Genomic DNA, 23,998 nt, shown 5'->3' with positions numbered 1-23,998 from the left:
CCCTCAGGCGGCGCCGGCCCGCAGCAGATCGTGGTAATGCACCAGCCCGACCGGTCGCTCCGCCTCGATCACGATCAGCGCGGTGATCTTCTTGGTCTCCTGGATCTCCAGGGCCTTGGCGAGCAGGGTCTCGGGGCTGACCGTGCGGGGATTGCGGGTCATCACCGCCTCTACCGCCACGGAATCGAGGTTCTCGCGGAAGATCGCCCGGCGCAGGTCGCCGTCGGTGACGATGCCGGCGAGCCGGCCTTCCGCGTCGGTCACGATCACCGAGCCGAAGCCCTTGGCGTCGATCTCGCGGATCGCCTCGCGCATGGGGGTGCCGAGCGGCACCACCGGCAGGCTCGCGCCGCCATGCATGACCTCACGGACTTGGCGGAGCGAGGCTCCGAGGCGGCCTCCGGGGTGGAACACGGAGAAGTCCCGAGCCGAGAAGCCCCGGGCTTCGAGGAGGGCGATGGCGAGGGCATCGCCGAGGGCGAGCTGCATCGCGGTGGAGGTGGTGGGGGCGAGCCCGTTGGGGCAGGCCTCCTTCGCCTTGGGCAGGGCGAGGCAGATATCGGCCTCCCGCCCGAGGGTGGAGGTGACCCCCGAAGTGATCGCCACCAGCGTCACCCGATAGCGGCGCGCATAGCCGATGATGTCGGCGAGCTCCGTGGTCTCGCCGGACCAGGACAGGGCCAGCACCACGTCCTCGGCCTGGATCATGCCGAGATCGCCGTGGCTCGCCTCGGCCGGGTGCACGTAGAGGGCCGGGGTGCCGGTGGAGGCGAGCGTCGCGGCGAGCTTGCGGGCGACATGGCCGGACTTGCCCATGCCGGTGCAGATCACCCGGCCGCTGCCCGTCCCGATGCGGGCGACCGCCGCGGAGAAGGCCGCGCCGAGCCCGTTGCCGACCGCCTCCATCAGGCAGGTCAGGCCGTCGCGCTCGGTCTCCAGGGTGCGCAGCGCCGAGGCGATGGCCGGGTCCCGCGACTCCGCCGGGGCGCCGTCCTGGTCCTCGATGCGCTGGGGCCGTGCCATGCCGGATGTGCTCTCTCGGGTCGCTCGGAGCGCGACGGTGGTCTGTGATGCGTCCCGCCATCGCGCCGGATTGTGGTCGCCTCATGGCTCCGCCCGAGGCCCTTCCTGAATAGGGGCCGCTGGTTGACCGCCCGTTAACCACGTCCGGTGTAGCCCGGTTAACCATGCCTGCCCGGGGGCGATGCCGGGCGACTCTTGCCCGGATGGCGGAAAGCCCCCAAGCCCGTGAAGCGCCCGCGGCCGATCGCAGAGACAGCCCGGACGGCCCGCGCGCCGGCGCGGACCGTGGCCGTGGCGCTCGCCCTCGCCGCCGGACTCCTCGTCGGGCCGGCCCTCGCCCAGGAGGCCCCCGACGCCGCGGGCGCGGACCTGTTCTCCCCCAAGCGCCAGAACCGCCTGTTCGCGCAGCCGGGCGCGGACGACCTGCCGAGCCTGCGCGGCGTGAACCCGTCTGCCGGAAGCGCGGGCGGGGGCGAGGCCGGCGTCGGCGTCTCCGGGGGCGGCGAGGGCCTGTCGCGGCTGCCCCGCTTCCGCTCGGGCGGCAGCGCGATCTCTTCGGTCGCCAACGCGCCGAATGCCGCGCGGCCCAGCCTGCTGCGCCTGCGCGCGGCCCCGCCCCGCCGGATCGGCCTGCCGACGCGCCAGCTCACGCGGGGCCGTATCCAGGATTTCACGACGGATCTGCGCCTGACGCCGGTGATCCAGCCCGCCGTCTCCGGCGTGCCCCTGCCGACGCCGATCCCCGTGCTCGGCCTGCTCAACCCCACCGGCATCCTGCTCGGCACGGCCCTGCGCCGGCCGATCGCCGCCGACCAGGCCTATGCCCCCCTCGGGATCAAGCTCGGCACCTTCACGGTGCTGCCGGCCTTCACCCAGAGCATCGGCTACGATTCGAACCCGGACCAGATCGGCGGGAACCTCGCCAAACCCTCCCTGGTGCTGCGCAGCGAGGGCGAGGTCGTCTTCCGCTCGGACTGGTCGTCGAGCGCCCTCGAGGGCGAGCTGCGCGGGGGCTATCTCGAATATCCCGACAACGAGGCCTCGAGCCGGCCCAATGCCGCGGGCACCACGCGGCTGCGGGTCGATATGAACCGCGACACCCGCATCGACGTGGAGACGCGCTTCCTCCTCGACACCCTGCGTCTCGGCAGCCCGGAGGTCGGCAGCCAGGCGACGAGCCGGCCGATCTACGCCACCTATGGCGGCACCGTCGGCGTCACCGAGAATTTCAACCGCCTGCAGGTCACGCTGCGCGGCTCGATCGACCGCCAGATCTTCGAGGATGCGCGGCTTGCGAGCGGCGCACCGCTGATCCAGAGCGACCGCGACACCAACCAGTACGGCCTGCGCCTGCGGATCGGCTACGAGGTCTCCCCGGCGATCACGCCCTTCGTCGAGACCATCGTCGACACCCGCGTCTACGACACGCCGGTGGACCAGCAGGGTTTCCGCCGCGACTCGGACGGGGTGGCGCTCACCGGCGGCGCCAGCTTCGCGCTCACCCGGTTCATCACCGGCGAAGTCTCCGGCGGCCTGCAGCGGCGCGACTATGTCGATGCCCGCCTGCGCGCCATCTCCTCGCCGCTGATCAACGCCGCGTTGATCTGGTCCGTCAGCCCGCTCACCACGGTCCGCTTCAACCAGCAGACCGGCGTCATCGAGACCTCGGTGGCCGGGGCGAGCGGCGTCGCCACCAACGTGGCCACCCTGGAGGTGCAGCACGACCTCCTGCGCAACCTCTCGATCACGCTCGGCGGCGCCTACATCGCCAACGACTATCAGGGGGTGAGCATCCGCGAGCGCGGCTTCTCCGCCACCGCCCGGCTCGATTACCGCTTCAATCGCTGGCTGACCCTGCGCGGCAGCTACATCCACCAGGAACTGACGAGCACGGCGGCCGCCTCGAGCTACCAGGCGGACACGGTCCTGCTCGGGGTGCGGGTGAACCCTTAGAGCCGCTTCCGATCGCATTGCCACCGGGAGCGGCTCCACGCCTTCGTCGTGACGCGCGCTCTCACGCCGAACCGGTGTCCCCTTCGGCGCAGAGCGTTCTCGGCGCTCAGGCGGTCCTGATCAGCAGCGCGATCGCGGCGACGGCGATCACGCCGAGGGTGACGAGGATGCCGCCGCCGCGGCAGGCGAACTGGCGGGGCGAGTTCTTCGGCGCGAACATCCCGATCGGGTGCAGGATCCGCGCGATCACGAGGACGATCAGCAGGGTCTGGACCAGGGTATGCCCGCCACCGGCGGCTTCGAGCAGGCCAATCAGCACGAGGGCCAGCGGCACGTTCTCGGTGAAGTTGCCCTGCGAGCGGATGCGCTTGAACAGGCTGTTGTCGTTGCCGTCGCCGAACAGGGTGTTGGTGGAGAGCCGGCCGCCGATCACCCAGCCGGTCAGGCCGACATGGATCAGGCCGAGAAGGCCGGCGTAGAACGCGGTGGTGATGGGAAAGATCACGCGCGGGAATCCTCAGGAGCGGGGGGGCGGCAGCCGGCTCCGCCCGGGGAGGGACATGGCGACGGGGCAACCCGAAGGCCTGCCGTTCGTTGCGGGGCGAGGTGGAAATTCCTTGTCCTGTGTTGAGAACCGCCCGCCGATGGGCGGCACGTCCCGTTAACCGCGCCGCGAGATGGCCACGCTTCGGCCCGTGGGGCGTCATGGTGCGGTCAAGCTTCCGGCCGCTTGCCGGCCGAACAAGGCACCACGCCGCACCCTATCCGCGCGGCGCCGAGGAGCCCCATGACGAACCGCCTCAAGCTCTGCGCCGCCGGCCTGCTGACCCTCACCGTCGCCGCCTGCGCCTCCGCCCCCGCCGCGCCGGTGGCCGATCCGGTGCCGCCGCCGCGCCGCCCCTACGACGCCAAGACCCAGCTCGAATACGGCAACCCGCCGCCCCCGCCGCCGCAGCAGGGCTACTGAGTGGCGACGAGCCTCATCGGAACGCCCGCGCTCACGCGGTCTCGCGGGCGCGGCGGTTCTCGTAGGCCTTGAGATGGGTGAAGACGCGCGCGAGCAGCGGCGTCTCCACGCCGAAGGCGCGCCCGCGGGCGATCAGGTCGCCGACGATGTGGTCGCCCTCGATGCGCGCGCCGTTCTCGATGTCGCGCAGCATCGAGGCGGTCATGGCGGATTTCTCCGCCGTCAGCATCTTCCGCGCGCCCTCGTAGACCTTCTCGCGCTGCGGATAGCCCGCGGCCTGCGCGACCGCGCGGCATTCCTCCAGCAGCGCCTCGACGAAGGGCAGGCCCTCCGGCGCTGCGACGATGTCGCCGATCGCCGCCCGCATCAGGGTGGTGGCCCCGGCGAGCGTCGCCAGGAAGACCCACTTCTCCCACATCTCCAGGAGCACCTTGTCGCTGGCGCGGGCCTGGAAGCGCACCCCCTCCATCAGCGCCTCGATCGCCGTGACGCGCGCGCTGCGGCTGCCGTCGCGCTCGCCGTAGGTCAGGCTGTGCAGCTCGCTCATCTGCCGGATCTCGCCGGCCTTGGTGAGCGTGGCGACGATGGCGCAGCTGCCGCCGAGCACCGTCTCCGCGCCGAAGGCGGCGTCGAGGGCGTCGAGATGGGACAGGCCGTTCAGGATCGGCAGCACGGTCGTCTGCGGCCCGACCGCGGGGGCGACGTCGCGCAGGGCGGTGTCGAGATCGTAGGCCTTGCAGCTCAGGAGCACGAGGTCGAACGGGCCGGGGATCGTGTCCGCGGTCACGGTCCGCGGGGACGCGATCTGCGCGTCGCCCACCGGGCTCAGCACCTTGAGGCCGGCCTCCGCGAGCCTCTGGGCCCGGGCCGGACGCACGAGGAAGGTCACGTCCCGCCCGATCTCGGCGAGCCGGGCTCCGAAATACCCGCCGGTCGCACCGGCTCCGACGACGAGAACACGCATCCGAGAACCCTCCCTGAGCGCCCGTTCGGGCTTTCCCGCTGCGTAGGAGGTGCGGTGCGCGCGCGCAAGGTTCAGGGGGGTGCGGCCGATGACGAAGGCGCCCGGCACCGCGTGCCGGACGCCTCGCGAAGGGCTCCGAAGGCGGTCGGGCGCGGCTCCGAGCCTTTGTCGTGACGGCTCAGCGCCCTAGAACAGGCTGCCCTGGATGCGGCCGAGGCCCTGCTTGGCGATCGGGTTGGACGGGTCGAGGCGGGCGGCCTGCTGGTAGCTCTCGGTGGCTTCCTTGCGGCGGTTCGTCTTCTCGTAGGCGAGGCCGCGATAGGCCCAGGACGCGGCGTCCTTCGAATTCACGTTGAGGGCCGCGTTGTAGTCCTCGATCGCCTTGTCGAACTGGTTCGTGGAGATCAGGCTCTGGCCGCGGGCGGCGTAGGGGGCGGCGACGAAGGGGTTGCGGTCGATGGCGGCGGCGAAGTCGCCGATCGCCTCGGCGTCGTGGCCCTGACGCTGCTTGACGAGGCCGCGGGCGTGATACGCCTCGGCCGATTCCGGGTTGAGGCGGATCGCGACGTTGAGGTCGTTGATCGCGCCCGAGAGATCGCCCTGGGCGCGCAGCAGGTTGGCGCGGCCGATATAGGCGGCGGCGAAGTTCGGGTCGTTGGCGATGGCCTTGGAGAAGTCCTGCAGCGCGACGTCGTTGCGCCCGGTCTGGCGGTTGGCCAGGGCCCGGTTGGTGTAGGCGGAGGCCGAGTTCGGATCGAGCTGGATCGCCTTCGAGAAGTCGCCGATGGCGTCGCCGAACTGGCCCGCACGGGCATAGGCCGCGCCGCGGGTGACGTAGGCGGCGGCATCGTTCGGGTTGCGGGCGATCACCTCGCTCAGCGAGGCGATGTTGACGTTGGTCGCGCCCGTGGTGTCGGATTCGAGCACCGCGAATTGCCGCGGCGCGGCGGCGCTGCCATAGGTCTCGCAGCCCCCGAGCGCCGCCGCCGTGAGGGCGAGCGCTCCGTAGAGCCCGGTCTTGCCGGCACGCAGCGAGATCAGCTTCATCCTTCGAACCCCCTCCGGCCCGAGGCCCGTCGCGCCCGGGTCCGCGCCTCGCGATCGGCCCTTTCGCGCTCGCCTGGCGAGGCTCGGGTCGATCGGCGGCGACGGTCCGACGCGTTTCGGGCCACCATTCCGCATCGCGGTGTACGGGCACTTAAAACGTCGCGGTTTCCAAAGGCTGAAGCGGGGGGATGTGGCGAAGGTATGGCCCCTGCCCGCGGGCGGCCTCCAGGGGCTCCCGCAGGCCCGTCCCGGCGCCTGGCTGTGGCTTTCGCGCCGCAATTTTCGGGGCGCGCGCCGCTCCGGCGGGCCCGGGGGGCGACTCAGGGGATGAAGTCGAGTTCCGGCGCGTCGGCGTCGTCGAGGCCGCGCATCACGTCGAGGCAGGCCTGCAGGATGTAGGCCGCGGCGAGCTTGTCCACGAGCTCGCCCCGGCGCGCCCGGGAGGCATCGGCCTCGAGGAGCGTGCGCGTCACCGCGGCCGTGGAGAGCCGCTCGTCGAAGAACAGCACCGGCAGGGGCAGGATCGGCTTGAGGTTGCGGGCGAAGGCGCGGCTCGACTGGGCGCGCGGCCCCTCCGACCCGTCCATGTTGAGGGGCAGCCCGATCACCAAACCGCCGACGCGGTGCTCCGTGCAGAGCTTGGCGACGCGGGTCGCGTCCGGCGTGAACTTCACCCGCCGGATCGTCTCCAGGGGGGAGGCGATCTGCCGGCCGACATCGCAGAGCGCGAGCCCGATCGTCTTGGTGCCGAGATCGAGCCCGATCAGCCGCGGGCCGGCCGCGCGGGACTCCGCCGCGAAGGCGGCGATCGCCTCGCGGTTCACGGCGCGCCCTCCGCCTGCCCGAGGGCGGCGAGCGCCGCCGCATCGTCGCCGAGGAAGCGCGCGGGCAGGGGCGCGGCCTCCTCGCCGAGGATGTCGATGACATCGAGCCCCTGGAGGCCGCGCAGGAAGGCGCGCAGATCCGCGCCGCCATGGCGCACCGTCTCGAGATCGGCGGCGAGCACGAAGATGTCGTATTCCTCGAAGCCGGGGGTCACGTCGAAGAACACAAAATCCCCGCCCTCGGTCTCCCCGAAGAAGCAGGCCCGGTCCATCAGACCGGCCGGGGCCTCCGCGGGCAGGGCGAAACCGGGCGCCGCGCCCCTTTCCGACAGCTCTCCCATCGCCGTCGCGATGCTGTGGGCGATCAGCTCGGCCCGCACCACCAGATCGGCCGCCTCGATCGGCAGGGGCGTGTAGAGGCGCAGATGGCCGCCGATGCGTCCGGCCCCGCAGTCCCGGCAGAAGCTCCTGTAGGAGGCGGGCAGCGCGAAGCCGAGTTCGGCCTCCGCCCGGGCGATCTCGTCCGGCTCGGAGACGAGGCCCGGCCGGAATTCGGAAAAGACGTCAGCCCACATCGCACCGGCCCGCTCGACGAAGGGCCGCTCCCGGCCCGAGGCGGCGGCTTAGGGCGGGTCGCCCCGGCTTGTCCACCGTTGTCCCCGGCTCCGTTAACCATAACGGAAGGTTGTCGGGGCTCGGCAGGAGCGTCCGCATGCGGATTGCGTTAACGATTGCTTAACCATTTCCGACGAGACGCCCGTGCCCGCCGCGACCCGCCTCCCCGAATCCCCGCGCAACCGGTCCGGCCGCCCCCTCGGACCCGTCGTCGGTGTGGTCCGGCGGCGCCGGGTGCCGGAGGAGGCCCTGGTCGCGATCGGCCGGCGCGATCCGGTCACGGGGATGCGGCGGACGATGCCGCGCCGCCACCTCATCATGCTGGCTCTGGCCGCGGAGGTGCTGTTCCTCGGCTACCGCCTGTCGGACCGCTACCGGCCGCCGGGCATCGCCGTGGAGCCGACCCTGGTCGAGGGCCACGTCATCACCTGACGCCGTCGCGTGCCCGGCGTTGCCGGCCCGCGAAGCGCTCTGCTATAGCCCGCCCCTGAGGCCCGCCGGATTGTCGGCCCGGGCCTGCGAGGCACTTTCCTTCTCAAGGGCGGCATGTCGGTCGACGCGAAGACGGTACGGCGCATCGCGCATCTGGCGCGCATCGCGGTGACGGACGAAGAGGTTGAGCCGCTCCGGGGCGAGCTGAACGCGATTCTCGCCTTCGTCGAGCAGCTCGGCGCGGTCGACGTGACTGGCGTCGAGCCGATGACCTCGGTCACCCCCATGGCCATGAAGAAGCGCACCGACGTGGTGAACGACGGCGGCCGGGCCGCCGACATCGTGGCCAACGCCCCCGAGACCGAGGACAACTACTTCCTGGTTCCGAAGGTCGTCGAGTAGACGATCCCGCGGCCAGGCATCGCCGCTGCGCGGTCTCGCCCCCCGACGGGCGCCGCGCCAGCCTCGCTCACGGGGCGACGTTACGGTTAAGGGCATGACGGCACTCAACGAACTCACCCTGGCCGAGGCCCGCGACGGGCTGAAGGCGAAGACGTTCTCGGCGCGCGAGCTGACGCAGGCGCATATCGCGGCGGTCGAGAAGGCGCGGGCGCTCAACGCCTATCTCGTCGAGACGCCGGAGCGCGCCCTGGCAATGGCCGAGGCCTCCGACGCGAAGATCGCCAAGGGCGAGGCGCGGCCGCTGGAAGGCTTGCCGCTGGGCATCAAGGACCTGTTCTGCACCCACGGGGTGGCGACCACCGCCGGCTCGAAGATCCTCGAAGGGTTCGAGCCGCATTACGAATCGACCGTCTCGGCCAATCTCTGGCGGGACGGCGCGGTGATGCTCGGCAAGCTGAACCTCGACGAGTTCGCCATGGGCTCGTCCAACGAGACCAGCGCCTACGGCAAGACGGTCTCGCCCTGGCGCCGCCAGGGCTCCGAGGCCCCGCTGGTGCCGGGGGGCTCCTCGGGCGGCTCGGCCGCGGCGGTCGCGGCGCATCTCTGCCTGGGCGCCACGGCCACCGACACCGGCGGCTCCATCCGCCAGCCCGCGGCCTTCACCGGCACGGTCGGCATCAAGCCGACCTACGGGCGCTGCTCGCGCTGGGGCATCATCGCCTACGCCTCCTCCCTCGATCAGGCCGGCCCGATCGCCCGCACGGTGCGCGATTCGGCGATCCTGCTCGCCTCCATGGCGGGCCACGATCCCCGCGACACCACCTCGGTGGACCGGCCCGTGCCGGATTACGAGGCTTCGGTCACCCGCGGCGTGAAGGGCCTGACCATCGGCATCCCGAAGGAGTACCGGGTCGAGGGCATGCCCGTCGAGATCCAGAAGCTCTGGGACCAGGGCGCGGACTGGCTGCGGGCCGCGGGCGCGCAGATCAAGGAGATCTCGCTGCCGCATACCCAATACGCCCTGCCCGCCTATTACATCGTCGCCCCGGCGGAAGCCTCCTCGAACCTCGCCCGCTACGACGGCGTCCGCTACGGCCTGCGCGTGCCGGGCAAGGACATCGTCGGCATGTACGAGAACACCCGCGCCGCCGGCTTCGGCCGCGAGGTGCGCCGCCGCATCATGATCGGCACCTACGTGCTCTCGGCCGGCTATTACGACGCCTATTACGTGCGCGCGCAGAAGATCCGCACCCTGATCAAGCGCGACTTCGAGGCGGCCTATGCCGACGGCGTCGACGCGATCCTCACCCCCGCCACCCCCTCGGCCGCCTTCGGCATCGGCGAGATGGCGAGCGCGGACCCGGTGCAGATGTATCTCAACGACGTGTTCACCGTGACGGTGAACATGGCCGGCCTGCCGGGCATCTCCGTGCCGGCGGGGCTCGACGCGCAGGGGCTGCCCCTCGGCCTGCAGCTGATCGGCCGCCCCTTCGACGAGGAGACGCTGTTCGCGGCCGCTCAGGTCGTCGAGGAATCCGCCGGCCGGATGCAACTGCCGCCGGCCTGGTGGGCCTGACGTGCCCCCGGTCGTCCCGACCTATCCCGCCTCCGTCTGGCTGCTGGCCGGGTTCGACCCCATCCTGATCGGGTTCGCCCTGTTCCTCGGCTGGAAGGCGGACCAGTTCGGCAAGGTCTTCATCGCGGCCATCGCCGCGCTCGCCGTCTCGGTCCTCGCCTCCTGGCTGATCACCGCGCTCGGCGTGCCCTGGCCCGCGCCGGTCGGCCACGATCTGCCGACCTTCTTCCCCGTGCGCACGGTCGCGGCCTTCCTGTGGGCCTGCCTCGGCTTCTTCGGCCGGCGGGTCCTCGCCCCGCGCCGCTGACCCTCGCCCCTTCCGGGCTTAAGCACCTTTCGCCCGGATTTATCTTTCACGGCAGCGTGCTGCGTTCGACAGAACGCGGCGGCTCGCTGGGCCTCCGCCGGCCCGGATGACGAAATGCGGCGCTTGCTTGAACTTTTGTTATAGCTCTCCTACGGTGTTGCGATGCAGCGCAGACACCAATCCGGGTATAGCGGAGTTGACGGCCTGACGCAGACCGGATCGTCCGGTTCCGTGGCTGCCCCTCCTGACGTGCTCGCCCAGCGCGTCGAGCCACAGGGCGGCTGCTACGGGGTTCAGATCCTGGTCGCAGGGCGCCGCAAGGGCTGGCGCAACGATGTCTGCGCCCAGATCCGGCGGGCCGGCTTCTGCGCCACCACGGTTGATTCGGGCGTCGACGCCCTCACCGTTCTCGTGCTCGGCATTCCGGTGGACGTTCTGGTGACGGACGCCGAATTGCAGGGCGAGCTCTGCTGCTCCCGGCTCGCGGCCGAAGCCAAGGCGCTGCGCCCCAATCTCGGCATCATCTACGCGGGCGACGAATCGGCGGTCTCCACCCTGCCGCCCGACGCGATCATCCTGCCGGCCGATGCGGAGGAGGAGGGCGTGACCAAGCGGGTGCGCCAGGCGCTCCGCTCGCGCGCACCGGCGGACGCGCCCGAACCCGCTCACAAGCGTGCGTGAGTTCGCCGCGGCGGTTCCCAAGAGGCTCGCCGGTTCTAAGTGAGACGGGCGGGATCCGAACCGGGGATCGAGCCATGACCCTGCTGCGCCGCGACTGCCTCGTTCTCATCGGTGCCTTCGCCGCGGGAATGGCCCGGGCGGAGGACGGCAAGGCCGAGGGCGCCTTTGCCTTCAGCTTCGAGAAGCCGGGCGGCGGCCTGCTGCCGCTCTCGGCCCATGCGGGCAAGCCGATCCTCGTCGTCAACACGGCCACCGCCTGCGGCTTCGCTCCGCAATTCTCCGGCTTGCAGGCCCTCTGGACGCGCTTCGGCGAGCGGGGCCTCACCGTGATCGCCGTGCCCTCGCCGGATTTCGGCAATCAGGAGCCCCTGGACGGCCCCGCCATCGCGGAGGCCGCGCGCAAGAATTTCGGCGTGACCTTCCCGATCGCCGAGAAGACGCATGTGAAGGGGGCCGCGGCGCATCCCTTCTATCGCTGGGCGGCGGAGCGGAAGCCGGGCGAGACCCCGCGCTGGAATTTTCACAAATACCTCGTCGGCCGCGACGGCAGCCTGAAGGCCGCCTTCGCCACCCAGGTCGAGCCGACCGATCCGCGGGTGATCGCGGCGATCGGCGCGGAACTCGGCGCCGCCTAGAGAGCCAGCTCAGCGCGTGACGGCGACGAGGCCGATCACGAGGGCCGCCATCGGCAGGACGACGTGGACGCCGCCCCTACCGGTAGGGCACCTCGGCGGGTGGCAGCGGGGCCTCTTGCGCCACGCCCCGCTGCCGGTGCGAGCGCCGCACGATCACCCGCTCCCGCGGGGCCGGGCGCATCGCGGGCGGTGGCTCGGAGGGATAGTTCGAGGCGAAGGGATTGGCCGGCAGGCCGACCGTGCTGCCGGCCAGGCCCGGCATGCCCTGCGCCCAGGCGTCCCCGGCACCGAAGCCGAGCAGGCAGAGGCCGGAAGCGGCGGCCAGGGTTCGGCGTCTCGGCATCGGCATCTCCTCGTGCGGCGGCGTTGGCGGAAGGATAGGGCGCGACCCCATATCGCGACAGCGGGGCGGCGGGCCGCGCCGCTTCAGCGAAGGACGATGCCATGGATCCCCACCGTTTCGAGCGCGACGGCGAGACCTACGAGGCCCGGTTCGAGCGGGTGGCGGAGGGCTGGGTCGCCCGCATCCACCGGGAGGGCGACGACCATGTCCATGTCCTCGCCTTCCCGGATGGTGCCGGCTTCGACCCGGAGGACGTGCGGGGCTCGCTCGTCGCCGGCTGCGAGGGCATCCTCGCGCAACTGCCGGGCCGGGGCACCACGCGCCACTGAGGCGCGGCACCCCGGGAGGGAACTCCCCCGCGGCCTGCCGTGTTCGCGCTTCTCAAGGGTAAAGACAAAGTGAGGAGCGCGCATGGGCGAGGTCGTCTATCACATCATCGAGCATGACGGGGGCTACGCCTACCGCGTCGGCGACACGATCTCCGAGACCTTCCCGAGCCGGGCGGAAGCCCTGGAAGCGGCCCAGGCCGCGGCGGCCGAGCAGCAGGTGCCGGGTTCGACCGAGGGTATCCGCTACCAGGACGGACGCGGCGTCGAGCACGAGGAAGTCGCCCGCGGCAACGATCGCCCAAAGGCCAAGGTCGAGGGCTAGGGAAATGGCGCGAAAGCCGGCCTCCCGCATCCAGCGCAGCACGCGGTCCCCTCGCCGGAGGGCGAGGAGAGGCGCGGGGCGCTCACCCGTCGAGGGTGATCAGGCTGACGCTGCCCCCGGCGGCGGCGGTGTTGACGGTCAGCGTCCGCTCGGTGGCGAAGCGGGCGAGGTAGTGGGGGCCGCCGGCCTTCGGCCCCGTGCCGGACAGGCCGGTGCCGCCGAAGGGCTGGCTGCCCACCACCGCGCCGATCATGTTGCGGTTGACGTAGACGTTGCCGTGCGGGAGCGCGGCGGCCACGCGCGCGGCGAAGGCGTCGATGCGCGACTGCACACCGAGGGTGAGGCCGTAGCCGCCGGCCGCGACCGCGGCGAGAACCGGCTCGACCGCCTCGGGCCGATACCGGACCACATGCAGGATCGGGCCGAACACCTCCTCCGTCAGGTCCTCCACCCGCGCGAGCTCGAAAATCTGCGGCGGGACGAAGAGCCCTTCCGCGGGCACCGCATCCGCGAGATGCGTCCTCGCGCTCGCCCGCATCCGCGCGACATGGGCCACGAGCCGCGCCTTGGCGGCGGCGTCGATGACGGGGCCGAGGTCGCTCGCGAGATCGCGCGGATCGCCGACCTTCAACTCCCGGGCGGCGCCCGCGATGGCCGCGATCATGCGGTCGGCGACGTCCGCCTGGACGAGGAGCAGGCGCAGGGCGGAGCAGCGCTGCCCGGCCGAGCGGAAGGCGGAGGCGACGACATCGTCGGCGACCTGCTCGGGCAGGGCCGTGGCATCGACGATCATCGCGTTGATGCCCCCGGTCTCGGCGATCAGCGGAAGGATCGCCCCGTCCCGCGCGGCGAGCGCCCGGTCGATCGCCTTCGCGGTGGCCGTGGAACCGGTGAAGACCACGCCGGCCAGCGCCGGGTGGCTGAGCAGCGCCGCGCCCACCTCCGGGCCGCCGGGCACGAGCTGCAGGGCGCTGCCCGGGATGCCGGCCGCGTGGAGCAGGCGCACGGCCTCCGCCGCGACCAGCGGCGTCTGCGGCGCGGGCTTGGCGACGACCGTGTCGCCGGCCATCAGCGCGGCCGAGATCTGCCCGAGGAAGATCGCCAGGGGGAAGTTCCAGGGCGAGATCGCCACGAACACCCCGCGTCCCCGCAGCGACAGGGCGTTGCTCTCCCCCGCCGGCCCCGGCAGCGGGACGGGGGCGCCGAACAGCTTCCGGCCCTCGGCGGCGTAGTAGCGCAGGAAATCGATCGCCTCCCGCCACTCGGCCAGGGCGTCGTCGAGGGTCTTGCCGGCCTCCGCCTGGAGCAGGTGGAGGAAGCGCCCCCGCGACGCCTCCAGCGCCTCCGCCGCCCGGTCGAGGCAGGCCGCCCGCTCGCCCGCCGGCCGGGCGGCCCAGGCGGGGAAGCCGGCGGCGGCAAAGCCCATCGCCTCCGCCGCGATCGCCGCGGTCGCCTCGATCACCGGGCCCAGGGGGGCGCCGTCGATCGGGCTCGCCACGGACCTTTCCACCCCCTCCCGCGCGCGCCCGTCGAGGATCGGAGCGGCGTGGCCCGGGCCGGCCGCGGCGTCCCGCTCGGCGAGACAGCGCCGCAAAGCCGCCCCGTCGCCGAAGGCGAGGCCTGAGCTGTTGCGGCGTGTCTCGCCGAAGAGGTCGCACGGCAAGGGGATCCGCGGATGGCGGGCCCGCGACGGGGTCTCGATCAGCGCCTGCGGCCGGGCGAGCAGGGTCCGGGCCGGCACGGCCCTGTCGGCGGCCCGGGCGACGAAGGAGGAATTGGCGCCGTTCTCCAGGAGGCGGCGCACCAGGTAAGCGAGCAACTCGCGATGGCCGCCGACCGGGGCATAGACCCGGCAGGCGAGGCTCGGCTTGCGTTCGAGCAGCCGCGCATAGAGCGCCTCGCCCATCCCGTGCAGGCGCTGGAACTCGAAGCCCGCGCCGCCGTCGCCCAGGCCGTCGAGCTGCCCGGCGAGCCCGAGGATGGTCGCGATGGTGAGCGCGTTGTGGGTGGCGAATTGCGGGTAGAGCCGGTCGCGCCGGGCGAGCAGCCGCCGCGCGGCGGCGAGATAGCTCAGATCCGTCATCGGCTTGCGCGAGAAGACGGGATAATCGGCCAGCCCCTGCATCTGGGCGAGCTTGATCTCGCTGTCCCAATAGGCGCCCTTGACGAGGCGCACCATCAGCTGGCGGTCGAACCGCTCGGCGAGATGCGCGACATGGTCGATCACGGGCAGGCAGCGCTTGGAATAGGCCTGGATCGCGAGGCCGAACCCGTCCCAGCCGGCGAGAGCCGGGTCGGCGAGCACGGCGCCGAACACGTCGAGGGAGAGTTCCAGCCTTTCGGCCTCCTCGGCATCGACCGTGACGTTGAGATCGTGGGCCCGGGCGGTGCGGGCGAGGTCGCGCAGGATCGGCACCAGCTCCGCCATCACCCGCGGTGCCTGCAAGGGCGCGAAGCGGGGATGCAGGGCGGAGAGCTTCACGGAGATGCCCGGCCGGTCCGGCAGGCGGCCGTTGCCGGCCTCCGCGCCGATCCGCGCGATCGCCTCCGCATAGGCCGCCCGGTAATGGGCGGCGTCCTGGGCCGTGCGGGCGCCCTCGCCGAGCATGTCGTAGGAGTAGCGGTAGCGCCGCCGCTCGCCGGAACCCGCCCGCTTGAGGGCGGCGCCGATCTCCTCGGCCAGCACGAACTGGCCGCCCATCAGCCGCATCGCCCGCTGCGCGGCGTTGCGCACCGCCGGGCGCCCGAGCCGGCGGACCATGCCGGACAAGGTCGCCTCGGGGCTGTCCTCGGGGGCGACGAGGCGGGCGCCGAGGCCGAGCGCCCAGGCGGCGGCATGGGCGAGCCCGGTCTCGGAGCGGATCTCGTGATGGGCGAAGTCGCCCTCGCGCAGCTTGTCGGCGATCAGCCGGTCGCTCGTGCCCGCATCCGGCACCCGCAGCAGCGCCTCGGCGAGGCTCATCAGGGCGAGGCCCTCGCGGGTGGTCAGCGCGTATTCCCGCAGGAGCGCCTCGACCGCCCCGTGCCCGGCGCCCTCCCGGATCGCGCCGATCAGGTCGAGGGCGAGGGCGTCGACCGCGGCCTCGGCCGCGGGCGGCAGCGGCGCCTGCGCCAGCAGCGCCTCGGCCAGGGCGGCGTCGTCGGGCGCGTAGGGGGCCTCGAAGCGGGGAAGCGGGTCGGTCATCGTGGCGCGCGGTCCAGGCTCGCCGGAGCCTAGCACGCCCGATGCCGTCCGGCTCTCCGCCCGGGCGACACGGGAAAGGCCCCGCCGCGGGCGGGGCCTTCCGACGAGGGCGACGTTGACGGCTCAGGGCCGCACGGGCGCCTCGTCCTCCGCGAAGATGTCGCGGTTCTTGGTCTCGGGCACGAAGATCAGGCCGATGACGAAGGTCATCACGGCGACCACGATCGGGTACCAGAGGCCGTAATAGATGTCGCCGGTCTGGGCCACCATGGCGAAGGCGGTGGCCGGCAGCAGGCCGCCGAACCAGCCATTGCCGATATGGTAGGGCAGCGACATCGCGGTGTAGCGGATCCGGGTCGGGAACAGCTCCACCAGGGCGGCGGCGATCGGGCCGTAGACCATGGTCACGAACAGCACGAGGACGAACAGGAGCCCGATGACGCCGGCCACCTGCGGCCGGAACACGTCGAAGGGGTTGCTCATCTTCACGATGTCCGCGTCGCCCGGCTTCGGATAGCCCGCGGCCTGGAGCGCGGCGCCCGCGGCCTTGTTGAAATCCGCTGCCGGCATGCCTGCCGGGAAGGGGATCTCGGTGCCGTTGACCACGATCTTGGTCGGCTGGCCGGCCGGACCGGCCTCGGTGGTGTATTTCACCGAGGACTTGGCGAGGTAGTCGCGGGCGAGGTCGCAGGGGGCGGTGAACTTGGCCGTGCCGATCGGGTTGAACAGCGTGCCGCATTCGGCGGGATCGGCCACCACGCTCACCTTCACCGTCTCGATCGCCTTCTCGAGCTTCGGGTTCGCCAGCGAGGTGATGTGCTGGAAGACCGTGAAGTAGCTCACGGCGGCGATCAGGCAGCCGGCCAGGATGATGATCTTGCGGCCGATCTTGTCGGAGAGCCAGCCGAAGAACACGAAGAAGCCGGTGCCGAGCAGCAGCGACCAGGCGACGAGCAGGTTGGCGGTGTAGCCGTCGACCTTGAGGATGCTCTGCAGGAAGAACAGCGCGTAGAACTGGCCCGTGTACCAGACCACGCCCTGGCCGGCGGTGAGGCCGAGCAGCGCGATCAGGGCGAACTTGGCGTTCTTCCACTGGCCGAAGGCCTCGGAAAGCGGCGCCTTCGAGGTCTTGCCCTCCTCCTTCATCTTCTTGAAGGCCGGCGATTCCGCGAGCTGGGTCCGGATCCAGACCGAGACGGCGAGCAGCAGCACCGAGACGAGGAAGGGGATGCGCCAGCCCCAGGCCTTGAAGGCGTCCTCGCCGGTGATGGTGCGGGTGGCGAGAATGACGAGCAGCGACAGGAACAGGCCCATCGTGGCCGTGGTCTGGATCCAGCTCGTGTAGAAGCCGCGGCGGCCGTGCGGGGCATGCTCGGCGACATAGGTCGCCGCCCCGCCATACTCGCCGCCGAGCGCCAGGCCCTGCAGCAGGCGCAGGATGATCAGGATGATCGGGGCCGCGATGCCGATCTGCTCGGCATTGGGCAGAATGCCGACGATGAAGGTCGACAGGCCCATGATCAGGATCGTGACGAGGAAGGTGTATTTCCGGCCGACGAGGTCGCCGACCCGCCCGAACACCAGGGCGCCGAAGGGCCGCACCAGGAAGCCCGCGGCGAAGGCCAGCAGCGCGAAGATGTTGCGCGTCGATTCCGGATAGGCGGAGAAGAACTGCGCCCCGATGATCGCAGCGAGCGAGCCGTAGAGATAGAAATCGTACCACTCGAACACGGTGCCGAGGGAGGAGGCGAGGATGACCTTCTTCTCCGCTCGGCTCATGGGCTGAGCGGGAGCGTGAGCGTGTGGCACGGCTGTCGCTGTGGCCATGGCGTTTCTCCGGGACGTTTCTGCTTTGCTTTTGGCGCAAGGCTGATGCGACGCTATGGCAAGTCAGAGATGTCCAAAAGTGGGATGCCCGGCCGAAAATGCGTTTTGAACGCAGAATTTGCGGGATTGTCACAAGCCCGTGAGGGATGCGTCCGCGAGGGGGTGCAGGAGGGGCGGTGGGCGATGCCGGCCCAATCGGCCGCGTGCGCTTGCTGGCCGGCCAAGCGCCATCCCGGGTCATGCCCCGGCGCGGCTCACGCGCGGGCTCGACGGCGCGTGAGCGCGGATCTGGTGGGCCATGCGCCGGGATCGCGGTTCCTGTTCCCCGCCATGCCGACGCTCCTGCAGCTGCTCGGCCCACTGAGCCTCACAGGGTCGGCACAGAGAACTGGTCCGGGCCGCCCCGTCACTGCCGGCCCCGCCGCCACGCCGGCCCGAGAGGGCTCGCGAAACCGTCGGGCGCATCGGCCGCGGGGAGTGCCGATGTAGAGGCCGGCTTTGCCGTTCGCAACCAGAAGGCGCAGCCGGTCGCAGGGGCGGGATGCCGCGCGACCGAAGGCAGCGCCGCCGAGGGCCGGGCATATGGCCCCGAGGCGTGCGGCTCAGCGCAGGGAGGCGCAGAAGCGCTGGATGCGGTGGCAGGCCTCTTCCAGGGCGGTGTTCGAGGTCGCGTAGGAGATGCGAAGGTTCGGGCCCAGGCCGAAGGCGGAGCCGTGGACGGCGGCCACACCCTCCGCCTGGAGAAGCTCGGTCACGAAATCCTCGTCGGTCTCGATCACCTTGCCGGCCTCCGTCCTGCGGCCGATCAGCTCGGCGCAGGAGGGATAGACGTAGAAGGCGCCCTCCGGCGTCGGGCATTTCAGGCCCTTGGCCTGGTTCAGCATCGACACCACGAGGTCGCGCCGCTCCTGGAAGGCGGCCTTGAAACGGGCGAGATGCTCCTGCGTGCCGTCGAGGGCGGCGACCGCCGCCCATTGCGAGATCGAGGTCGCGCCGGAGGTCTGCTGGCCCTGGACGAAATCCATCGCCTTGATGAGCGCTTCCGGACCGGCGGCGTAGCCGATGCGCCAGCCGGTCATGGCATAGGCCTTCGAGACGCCGTTCATGGTGAGGGTGCGCTCGTAGAGGCCCGGCTCCACCTGGGCGGGGGTGACGAATTCGAAGTCGCCGTAGGTCAGGTGCTCGTACATGTCGTCGGTGAGCACCCAGACCTGCGGGTGCCGCATCAGCACGTCGGTGACCTTCTTCAGCTCGTCGCGGGTATAGGCCGCGCCCGAGGGATTCGAGGGGGAGTTGAGGATGATCCACTTCGTCTTCGGCGTGATCGCCCGCTCCAGCGCCTCGGGCTGCAGCTTGAAGTCGTGGGCCATGTCGGTCTCCACAAAGACCGGCGTGCCGCCGCACAGGACCACGATCTCGGGATAGGACACCCAGTAGGGCCGCGGGATCACCACCTCGTCGCCTGGGTTCAGGGTCGCGAGCAGGGCATTGTAGATGACGTGCTTGCCGCCGGTGCCGACGATGGTCTGCGAAGCCTTGTAGTCGAGGCCGTTCTCGCGCTTGAACTTCTTCGCGATGGCCTCGCGCAGGGGCACGATGCCGGAGACGGGCGGGTACTTGGTCTCGCCGCGCCGGATCGCCTCGATCGCGGCCTCCTTGATGTGGTCGGGGGTGTCGAAATCGGGCTCGCCCACCGACAGGCTGATCACGTCCATGCCGGAAGCTTTGAGCTCCCGCGCCTTCTGCGTCATCGCGATCGTCGCGGACGGCTTCACGCGGGACAGGGCGTCGGCCAGAAAGCCCATCTCGAAAAACTCCGGTGTTCGGCAGGGGCTCCGGCCTTGCCGGAAGCGGGCGGGACCCTAGTCCCGGCCCGGTGAGCCGGCAAGGTGGCGCGGATGCGGTGGCTCCATACCTGCGCTGCGATTTCGTCACCGGCCTAACCGCCCTATCTAGCCCGCATGTCCGAGCTTCCCGCCAACCTTGTCCATGTCGGGCGCGACGGTTGGCTGTTCCTCACCGCGGGGAGCAACAACGTCGTCGGCCAGTTCAGCCGCTCGCCCTTCATGCAGCGGCAGATCGAGGGCTGGCGGCGGCTCCTGATCGCGCGCACCCGCCGCTGCGCCGCCCTCGGGATCGGCTACCGGCATCTGATCGTGCCGGAGAAGCTCTCGGTCTACGATCACAGGCTCGGCGAGGGCCTCACGGTCGACGTGCGCCTGTCGCCGGCCCTGCGGCTGCGCCGCGGCCTCCTGTTCCATCCGCGGGCGCGCCGGGCCTGTCTCGACCTCGTCGGCGCCTTCCGCGCGGCGCGCGACGCCCAGGATCTCTACCTGAAGACGGACAGCCACTGGTCCTTCGCCGGCTGCCATCTCGCCTACGAACGGCTCTGCGCCGCCTGGAAGGCCGTCCCCGTGCCGGATCTCGGCACCCGCTTCCACGGGGCGCGGGAGCGGATCGGCGATCTCGGCGAGAAGCTCGATCCGCCCCGCGGCGAGAGCGTGCCCTTCCACTACCTGCTGCGGGACGCCGAGCGGACCTATGCGAGCCCGATCGTGCGGTTCCGCGAGGCGTCGGGCGAGCCCGACAAGCTGCATGTCGGCTCGCACGTGATCTATGCCAACGCGTCGCCGCAGGCCGATCCGCGCCGGGTGGTGCTGTTCGGGGATTCCTACGCGCATTTCTCGCCGATCATGCTCACCGGCATGCTGGCCGAGACCTTCCGCGAGGTGCATTTCGTGTGGTCGTCCGCGGTGGACTGGGGCTACGTGGAACGGGTGAAGCCCGACCTGATGCTCACCCAGCTCGCCGAGCGCTTCATGTTCCGCCTGCCGACCGACGATTTCGATCTCGAGGCCTATGCGCGGGAACGCTTCGGGGCCGAGATGGCCGCACACGGGGAGCAGGCGGCCTCCGGCTGAGGCCGCCCGCCGTCGCCTTTACCAGCGGCAGACGCGGCGCGGCCCGAACGGGGTCGGGCGGAAGAAGCAGCGGCGGCCATAAAAGCCCGGGCGCGGCCCGTAATAGGGCCGGGCGAAGACGCGGCAGCGGCCGTAGGCGTCGCGGCCGGCGCCCGGGCCGCAGCCCTGCGCCACATGGGTGACGAGATCGCCGCCGGTCAGGCCGGCCGTGCCGGCCCCGAGGGGAGCCGCGCCGGCCGTGGAGGCGGTCGCGGTCAGGCCGCCCAGAGCCAGGGCTGCCGCGAGCCCGAGCAGACGCTTCGACATGGGAGTTCCTCCTGTTGGTCCCGGCGCCGAGGGCGCCGAACCCGGACACAGAGAGGGGAGGGGGCCAGGATCTCAAGGGCCTGCGGCAGGCCGTCCGGAAAACGTGAAGGCCCGCCGCTTCGAGGAACGGCGGGCCTTCGTTCGGGGGGATGGGGCGGCTGCGTCAGATGCCGCCGAAGACCCAGCGCAGACGGGACAGGAAGCCGCCGGAGGGTGCGCTCTTGCGCTTGGCCTCGTCCCCGGCCGTCTCCTTCTCGACGGGCGCCTTGGGCGCCGGGGCCTGGATCAGGCCGAGGGCGGCCGTGTCCGTGGTCTCCCGGTCGATCAGGATCAGGCTGCCGGTGTCGCGGCTGTCGCGATAGGCGTCGACCGCGATCTCCCGGTCGAGCTGCAGCGTCACGTCGCCGATGTCGTTGACGGCGAGTTTCTCCGCCGGCGCCGCCTGGCCCGTCTCCGGATCGATGCGGCGGCGGATCGCCTTCACCACCGCGTTGGTCGTGGTGGTGCCGACCTTGGCCCAGAGGCTCGCGCCCGGCGCCAGCTCGGTCTCGGAGGCCCAGAACAGGCGCACGTCGAGGGTGTCGGTGACGGTGAGGGGGGCATCCGCCGTGGCGATCACCGCGCCGCGGGAGGCGTCGACCTCGTCGGCGAGCACCAGCGTGACCGACTGTCCCTCGCTCGCCCAGGACAGGTCGCCGTCGGCGGTGAAGATGCGGGCGATGGTCGAGGTCTTGCCCGAGGGGGCGATCACGACCTTGTCGCCCGGCGCCGCCGAGCCGCTGGTGATCAGCCCGGAGAAGCCGCGGAAGTCGGAGTTCGGCCGGTTGACCCACTGCACCGGCAGGCGGAAGGCGGCGGCCCGCTCCTCCGACTTCACCGGCACCTCTTCGAGATAGGCGAGGAGCGGCACGTCCGTGTACCAGGGCGCGGCGGCGCCCGGCAGCACGACGTTGTCGCCGTTCTTGGCCGAGAGCGGGATCGCCCGCACCTCGGCGAAGTCGAGCCCCTTGGCGAAGGCGTCGAAGCCCGCCACGATCTCGTCGAACCGCGCCTGGGACCAGCCGAGCAGGTCCATCTTGTTCACGGCCAGCACCACGCGGCGGATGCCGAGCGCCGAGACGAGCAGGGCGTGGCGGCGGGTCTGCCGGGTCAGGCCCTGGCGGGCATCGACCAGGATCACCGCGACGTCCGCCGTGGAGGCGCCGGTGGCCATGTTGCGGGTGTACTGCTCGTGGCCGGGGGTGTCGGCCACGATGAAGGAGCGCTTCTCGGTGGAGAAGAAGCGATAGGCCACGTCGATGGTGATGCCCTGCTCGCGCTCGGCCTGGAGGCCGTCGACGAGGAGGGCGAGGTCGACCTCCTGGCCCTGCGTGCCATGCTTGCGCGAGTCGCGCTGGAGCGCGCTGATCTGGTCGTCGAAGATCTGCTTGGTGTCGTGCAGCAGGCGGCCGATCAGGGTCGACTTGCCGTCGTCCACGGAGCCGCAGGCGATGAAGCGCAGCACTTCCTTGTTCTGGTGCGCGTGCAGGAAGGCCTCGTAGCCGAAGGCCTCCGGTGACGGGTGGACGGTCATCAGAAGTAGCCCTCCTGCTTCTTGCGCTCCATGGCGCCGGCGCCGTCCTTGTCGATGACGCGCCCCTGGCGCTCGGAGGTGCGGGCGGCGAGTGTCTCGCCGATGATCTCCGGCAGGGTCTTGGCCGGGCTCTCCACCGCGCCGGTCAGCGGGTAGCAGCCGAGCGTGCGGAAGCGGACCTGGCGCAATTGCGGCGTCTCGCCGGGATTCAGGGGCAGCCGCTCGTCATCGACCATGATGAGCTGGCCCTCGCGCTCGACGACGGGCCGCTCGGCCGCGAAGTACAGCGGCACGATCGGGATCTGCTCCTGCTCGATGTAGAGCCAGATATCGAGCTCGGTCCAGTTCGAGAGCGGGAACACGCGGAAGCTCTCGCCGCGCCGCTTCTTGAAATTGTACAGGTGCCAGGGCTCGGCCCGCTGGCGCTTCGGATCCCAGCGATGCTGCGCGTTGCGCAGGGAGACGATGCGCTCCTTGGCCCGGCTCGCCTCCTCGTCGCGCCGCGCGCCGCCGAAGGCCGCGTCGAACTTGTGCTGGTCGAGCGCCTGCCGCAGGGCCTGCGTCTTCATCACGTCGGTATGCACCTCCGAGCCGTGGCTCACCGGGCCGACGCCCTTGGCGAGGCCGTCCGGGTTGGTGTGCACCAGAAGGTCGAGGCCGAGCTCCTTCGCGCGGGCGTCGCGGAAGGCGATCATCTCCTTGAACTTCCAGGTCGTGTCGACGTGGAGCAGGGGGAAGGGCAGGCGCCCGGGGGCGAAGGCCTTCAGCGCCAGATGCAGCAGGACGGAGGAATCCTTGCCGATCGAGTAGAGCATCACGGGGTTCTCGGTCTCGGCGACCGTCTCCCGGAAGATCTGGATGCTCTCGGCCTCGAGGCGCTGCAGATGCGTCAGGCGCGCCCGGGCGGGCGCGGAGCCCGGCACGAGCCGGGCTTCGGCGGTGGCACCGCTCATCAAACCAGTTCCCTTCTGTTCTCGCGGGATGTCGCCGCGCGCGCGGGCTCCTCGAAGGCCGCGGCCTCCTGCCCGGGCGCGACGTCGCCCTCCGGCCTGTGCACGTGCAGGCCGCATTCCTTCTTGGATTCCTGCTCCCACCACCAGCGCCCGGCCCGCTCGCTCTCGCCGATGCGCACGGCACGGGTGCAGGGCGCGCAGCCGATGGAGGGGAAGCCCCGATCGTGCAGGACGTTGTAGGGGACGTAGTTGTCCTTCACGAAGCTGTCCACATCCGCCCGGCTCCAGTCGGCGAGCGGGTTGATCTTGATGAGGCCGCGGGCCTCGTCGGCCTCCGCGAGCGGCGTGTCGGCCCGGTTGGCCGATTGCCCGGCGCGCAGGCCCGTGAACCAGCCGGCGGCGTTCTCCAGGGCCCGGGCCAGGGGCTCGACCTTGCGGAAGCCGCAGCAGGCCTGTCTTGCAGCGATGGAATGGCGGAAGCCGTTGATGCCCTCGGCCGCGACGAAGGCCTCCTCAGCCGCGCGCTCGGGCGCGTAGGCGCGGATGCGGATGCCGTAGGCGGCCTCGGTCTCGGCCCAGACGTCGTAGGTCTCGGGGAAGAGGCGGCCCGTATCGAGGGTCACGATCTCGGTCCGGCCCTTGGCCATCGCGAGGGCGTGGGTGAGCGCCTGATCCTCGATGCCGAGGCTGGTGGTGAAGACGAGCCGGCCCGGCACCCGGTCCTCGACGAGGCGGATCCGCTTCGTCAGATCCAGCCCCGCCATGGCTTCGGCGAGGTCCGCGGCCGCGCGCTGGAGGGCGTGCGTCATGTGGG

The 23,998-nt window shown here is 71.3% G+C and carries 25 protein-coding genes; 11 read left to right on the top strand and 14 right to left on the bottom strand.

Features of this window, described 5'->3' with window-relative positions; translation table 11 throughout:
• Positions 1-3: 3 nt before the first annotated feature.
• Entirely contained in the window at positions 4-1,023 is a 1,020-nt protein-coding gene (locus tag MFF21_RS00770; protein WP_238309282.1) for a KpsF/GutQ family sugar-phosphate isomerase, read from the bottom strand.
• Between the two features lie 291 nt (positions 1,024-1,314).
• Between MFF21_RS00770 and MFF21_RS00765 the strand changes: the two genes are divergently transcribed.
• Entirely contained in the window at positions 1,315-2,976 is a 1,662-nt protein-coding gene (locus MFF21_RS00765; protein ID WP_373324870.1) for an outer membrane beta-barrel protein, read from the top strand.
• A 106-nt stretch (positions 2,977-3,082) separates the two neighbouring features.
• Here the strand turns inward: MFF21_RS00765 and MFF21_RS00760 are convergent, their stop codons facing one another.
• Positions 3,083-3,481, bottom strand: coding sequence for an MAPEG family protein (locus tag MFF21_RS00760; RefSeq protein WP_238309280.1), 399 nt, complete (start codon positions 3,479-3,481; stop codon positions 3,083-3,085).
• Between the two features lie 282 nt (positions 3,482-3,763).
• Here MFF21_RS00760 and MFF21_RS00755 point away from each other — a divergent pair, with 282 nt between their 5' ends.
• On the top strand, positions 3,764-3,943 hold the full coding sequence (locus MFF21_RS00755) for a hypothetical protein (protein WP_238309279.1): 180 nt from the start codon (positions 3,764-3,766) through the stop codon (positions 3,941-3,943).
• Between the two features lie 31 nt (positions 3,944-3,974).
• On the opposite strand, the gene panE is transcribed toward MFF21_RS00755, so the two are convergent.
• From panE to MFF21_RS00735, 4 genes are all read right to left on the bottom strand, one after another.
• Positions 3,975-4,907 carry a 2-dehydropantoate 2-reductase gene (panE, locus tag MFF21_RS00750; protein ID WP_238309278.1) on the bottom strand — a complete coding sequence of 311 codons (933 nt, stop codon included), beginning with the start codon at positions 4,905-4,907 and terminating at the stop codon, positions 3,975-3,977.
• Between the two features lie 186 nt (positions 4,908-5,093).
• Positions 5,094-5,954, bottom strand: a complete 861-nt coding sequence (locus tag MFF21_RS00745) for a tetratricopeptide repeat protein (RefSeq protein ID WP_238309277.1) — start codon at positions 5,952-5,954, stop codon at positions 5,094-5,096.
• Between the two features lie 320 nt (positions 5,955-6,274).
• Entirely contained in the window at positions 6,275-6,778 is a 504-nt protein-coding gene (gene ruvX, locus MFF21_RS00740) for a Holliday junction resolvase RuvX (RefSeq protein WP_238309276.1), read from the bottom strand.
• Entirely contained in the window at positions 6,775-7,353 is a 579-nt protein-coding gene (locus tag MFF21_RS00735; protein WP_238309275.1) for an SMI1/KNR4 family protein, read from the bottom strand. Before MFF21_RS00735 ends, ruvX begins: the two co-directional genes overlap by 4 nt.
• A 184-nt stretch (positions 7,354-7,537) precedes the next feature.
• Here MFF21_RS00735 and MFF21_RS00730 point away from each other — a divergent pair, with 184 nt between their 5' ends.
• The 6 genes from MFF21_RS00730 to MFF21_RS00705 all read left to right on the top strand — a co-directional run bounded on the left by MFF21_RS00730 (position 7,538) and on the right by MFF21_RS00705 (position 11,426).
• Entirely contained in the window at positions 7,538-7,825 is a 288-nt protein-coding gene (locus MFF21_RS00730) for a hypothetical protein (protein ID WP_238309274.1), read from the top strand.
• A gap of 114 nt (positions 7,826-7,939) precedes the next feature.
• The gene (gatC, locus tag MFF21_RS00725; RefSeq protein WP_238309273.1) at positions 7,940-8,227 is read left to right on the top strand and encodes an Asp-tRNA(Asn)/Glu-tRNA(Gln) amidotransferase subunit GatC; all 288 of its coding nucleotides are present in this window, start codon (positions 7,940-7,942) and stop codon (positions 8,225-8,227) included.
• A gap of 94 nt (positions 8,228-8,321) precedes the next feature.
• Complete coding sequence (gene gatA, locus MFF21_RS00720) at positions 8,322-9,803, top strand: Asp-tRNA(Asn)/Glu-tRNA(Gln) amidotransferase subunit GatA (RefSeq protein WP_238309272.1); 1,482 nt, start codon at positions 8,322-8,324, stop codon at positions 9,801-9,803.
• A gap of 1 nt (position 9,804) precedes the next feature.
• Positions 9,805-10,110, top strand: a complete 306-nt coding sequence (locus MFF21_RS00715) for a hypothetical protein (RefSeq protein ID WP_238309271.1) — start codon at positions 9,805-9,807, stop codon at positions 10,108-10,110.
• A gap of 231 nt (positions 10,111-10,341) precedes the next feature.
• Entirely contained in the window at positions 10,342-10,791 is a 450-nt protein-coding gene (locus MFF21_RS00710) for a response regulator (protein WP_238309270.1), read from the top strand.
• A 74-nt stretch (positions 10,792-10,865) separates the two neighbouring features.
• A complete protein-coding gene (locus MFF21_RS00705; RefSeq protein ID WP_238309269.1) occupies positions 10,866-11,426 on the top strand; it encodes a glutathione peroxidase in 561 nt (186 codons plus the stop codon).
• A 76-nt stretch (positions 11,427-11,502) separates the two neighbouring features.
• On the opposite strand, the gene MFF21_RS00700 is transcribed toward MFF21_RS00705, so the two are convergent.
• Positions 11,503-11,769 carry a hypothetical protein gene (locus MFF21_RS00700; protein ID WP_238309268.1) on the bottom strand — a complete coding sequence of 89 codons (267 nt, stop codon included), beginning with the start codon at positions 11,767-11,769 and terminating at the stop codon, positions 11,503-11,505.
• A gap of 101 nt (positions 11,770-11,870) precedes the next feature.
• Between MFF21_RS00700 and MFF21_RS00695 the strand changes: the two genes are divergently transcribed.
• Together MFF21_RS00695 and MFF21_RS00690 are read left to right on the top strand one after the other, a co-directional pair.
• A complete protein-coding gene (locus MFF21_RS00695) occupies positions 11,871-12,098 on the top strand; it encodes a hypothetical protein (RefSeq protein WP_238309267.1) in 228 nt (75 codons plus the stop codon).
• 82 nt (positions 12,099-12,180) lie between these two features.
• A complete protein-coding gene (locus MFF21_RS00690; RefSeq protein WP_238309266.1) occupies positions 12,181-12,420 on the top strand; it encodes a DUF2188 domain-containing protein in 240 nt (79 codons plus the stop codon).
• An 82-nt stretch (positions 12,421-12,502) separates the two neighbouring features.
• On the opposite strand, the gene putA is transcribed toward MFF21_RS00690, so the two are convergent.
• The 3 genes from putA to MFF21_RS00675 form a co-directional block, all read right to left on the bottom strand.
• Positions 12,503-15,604, bottom strand: coding sequence for a bifunctional proline dehydrogenase/L-glutamate gamma-semialdehyde dehydrogenase PutA (gene putA / locus MFF21_RS00685; RefSeq protein WP_238309265.1), 3,102 nt, complete (start codon positions 15,602-15,604; stop codon positions 12,503-12,505).
• A gap of 123 nt (positions 15,605-15,727) precedes the next feature.
• Entirely contained in the window at positions 15,728-17,431 is a 1,704-nt protein-coding gene (locus MFF21_RS00680; protein ID WP_238309264.1) for an MFS transporter, read from the bottom strand.
• A gap of 602 nt (positions 17,432-18,033) precedes the next feature.
• Positions 18,034-19,236 carry a pyridoxal phosphate-dependent aminotransferase gene (locus tag MFF21_RS00675; protein ID WP_238309263.1) on the bottom strand — a complete coding sequence of 401 codons (1,203 nt, stop codon included), beginning with the start codon at positions 19,234-19,236 and terminating at the stop codon, positions 18,034-18,036.
• A gap of 156 nt (positions 19,237-19,392) precedes the next feature.
• Between MFF21_RS00675 and MFF21_RS00670 the strand changes: the two genes are divergently transcribed.
• On the top strand, positions 19,393-20,352 hold the full coding sequence (locus MFF21_RS00670) for an alginate O-acetyltransferase AlgX-related protein (RefSeq protein WP_238309262.1): 960 nt from the start codon (positions 19,393-19,395) through the stop codon (positions 20,350-20,352).
• An 18-nt stretch (positions 20,353-20,370) separates the two neighbouring features.
• Here the strand turns inward: MFF21_RS00670 and MFF21_RS00665 are convergent, their stop codons facing one another.
• From MFF21_RS00665 to MFF21_RS00650, 4 genes are all read right to left on the bottom strand, one after another.
• Positions 20,371-20,658, bottom strand: coding sequence for a GCG_CRPN prefix-to-repeats domain-containing protein (locus MFF21_RS00665; protein ID WP_238309261.1), 288 nt, complete (start codon positions 20,656-20,658; stop codon positions 20,371-20,373).
• Between the two features lie 163 nt (positions 20,659-20,821).
• Complete coding sequence (cysN, locus tag MFF21_RS00660; protein WP_238309260.1) at positions 20,822-22,231, bottom strand: sulfate adenylyltransferase subunit CysN; 1,410 nt, start codon at positions 22,229-22,231, stop codon at positions 20,822-20,824.
• Positions 22,231-23,184 carry a sulfate adenylyltransferase subunit CysD gene (gene cysD / locus MFF21_RS00655; protein ID WP_238309259.1) on the bottom strand — a complete coding sequence of 318 codons (954 nt, stop codon included), beginning with the start codon at positions 23,182-23,184 and terminating at the stop codon, positions 22,231-22,233. The genes cysN and cysD overlap by 1 nt, the downstream gene beginning before the upstream one ends.
• Entirely contained in the window at positions 23,184-23,993 is an 810-nt protein-coding gene (locus tag MFF21_RS00650; protein ID WP_238309258.1) for a phosphoadenylyl-sulfate reductase, read from the bottom strand. The genes cysD and MFF21_RS00650 overlap by 1 nt, the downstream gene beginning before the upstream one ends.
• Between the last annotated feature and the right edge of the window lie 5 nt (positions 23,994-23,998).

The sequence above is a fragment of the Methylobacterium organophilum genome (assembly GCF_022179465.1).
GTDB lineage: Bacteria > Pseudomonadota > Alphaproteobacteria > Rhizobiales > Beijerinckiaceae > Methylobacterium > Methylobacterium organophilum.
Note: the sequence above shows the minus strand (reverse complement) of the source record. Positions and strands in the feature narration are given on the sequence as shown.

Coding starts and splice junctions, on each gene's coding strand:
- MFF21_RS00700 (WP_238309268.1), bottom strand. CDS start 11,769: ATGCCGAGACGCCGAACCCTGGCCGCCGCTTCCGGCCTCTGCCTGCTC.
- cysN (WP_238309260.1), bottom strand. CDS start 22,231: ATGACCGTCCACCCGTCACCGGAGGCCTTCGGCTACGAGGCCTTCCTG.
- MFF21_RS00690 (WP_238309266.1), top strand. CDS start 12,181: ATGGGCGAGGTCGTCTATCACATCATCGAGCATGACGGGGGCTACGCC.
- MFF21_RS00745 (WP_238309277.1), bottom strand. CDS start 5,954: ATGAAGCTGATCTCGCTGCGTGCCGGCAAGACCGGGCTCTACGGAGCG.
- MFF21_RS00670 (WP_238309262.1), top strand. CDS start 19,393: ATGTCCGAGCTTCCCGCCAACCTTGTCCATGTCGGGCGCGACGGTTGG.
- panE (WP_238309278.1), bottom strand. CDS start 4,907: ATGCGTGTTCTCGTCGTCGGAGCCGGTGCGACCGGCGGGTATTTCGGA.
- cysD (WP_238309259.1), bottom strand. CDS start 23,184: ATGAGCGGTGCCACCGCCGAAGCCCGGCTCGTGCCGGGCTCCGCGCCC.
- putA (WP_238309265.1), bottom strand. CDS start 15,604: ATGACCGACCCGCTTCCCCGCTTCGAGGCCCCCTACGCGCCCGACGAC.
- MFF21_RS00650 (WP_238309258.1), bottom strand. CDS start 23,993: ATGACGCACGCCCTCCAGCGCGCGGCCGCGGACCTCGCCGAAGCCATG.
- MFF21_RS00675 (WP_238309263.1), bottom strand. CDS start 19,236: ATGGGCTTTCTGGCCGACGCCCTGTCCCGCGTGAAGCCGTCCGCGACG.
- MFF21_RS00755 (WP_238309279.1), top strand. CDS start 3,764: ATGACGAACCGCCTCAAGCTCTGCGCCGCCGGCCTGCTGACCCTCACC.
- gatA (WP_238309272.1), top strand. CDS start 8,322: ATGACGGCACTCAACGAACTCACCCTGGCCGAGGCCCGCGACGGGCTG.
- MFF21_RS00680 (WP_238309264.1), bottom strand. CDS start 17,431: ATGGCCACAGCGACAGCCGTGCCACACGCTCACGCTCCCGCTCAGCCC.
- MFF21_RS00695 (WP_238309267.1), top strand. CDS start 11,871: ATGGATCCCCACCGTTTCGAGCGCGACGGCGAGACCTACGAGGCCCGG.
- MFF21_RS00735 (WP_238309275.1), bottom strand. CDS start 7,353: ATGTGGGCTGACGTCTTTTCCGAATTCCGGCCGGGCCTCGTCTCCGAG.
- gatC (WP_238309273.1), top strand. CDS start 7,940: ATGTCGGTCGACGCGAAGACGGTACGGCGCATCGCGCATCTGGCGCGC.
- MFF21_RS00770 (WP_238309282.1), bottom strand. CDS start 1,023: ATGGCACGGCCCCAGCGCATCGAGGACCAGGACGGCGCCCCGGCGGAG.
- MFF21_RS00665 (WP_238309261.1), bottom strand. CDS start 20,658: ATGTCGAAGCGTCTGCTCGGGCTCGCGGCAGCCCTGGCTCTGGGCGGC.
- MFF21_RS00705 (WP_238309269.1), top strand. CDS start 10,866: ATGACCCTGCTGCGCCGCGACTGCCTCGTTCTCATCGGTGCCTTCGCC.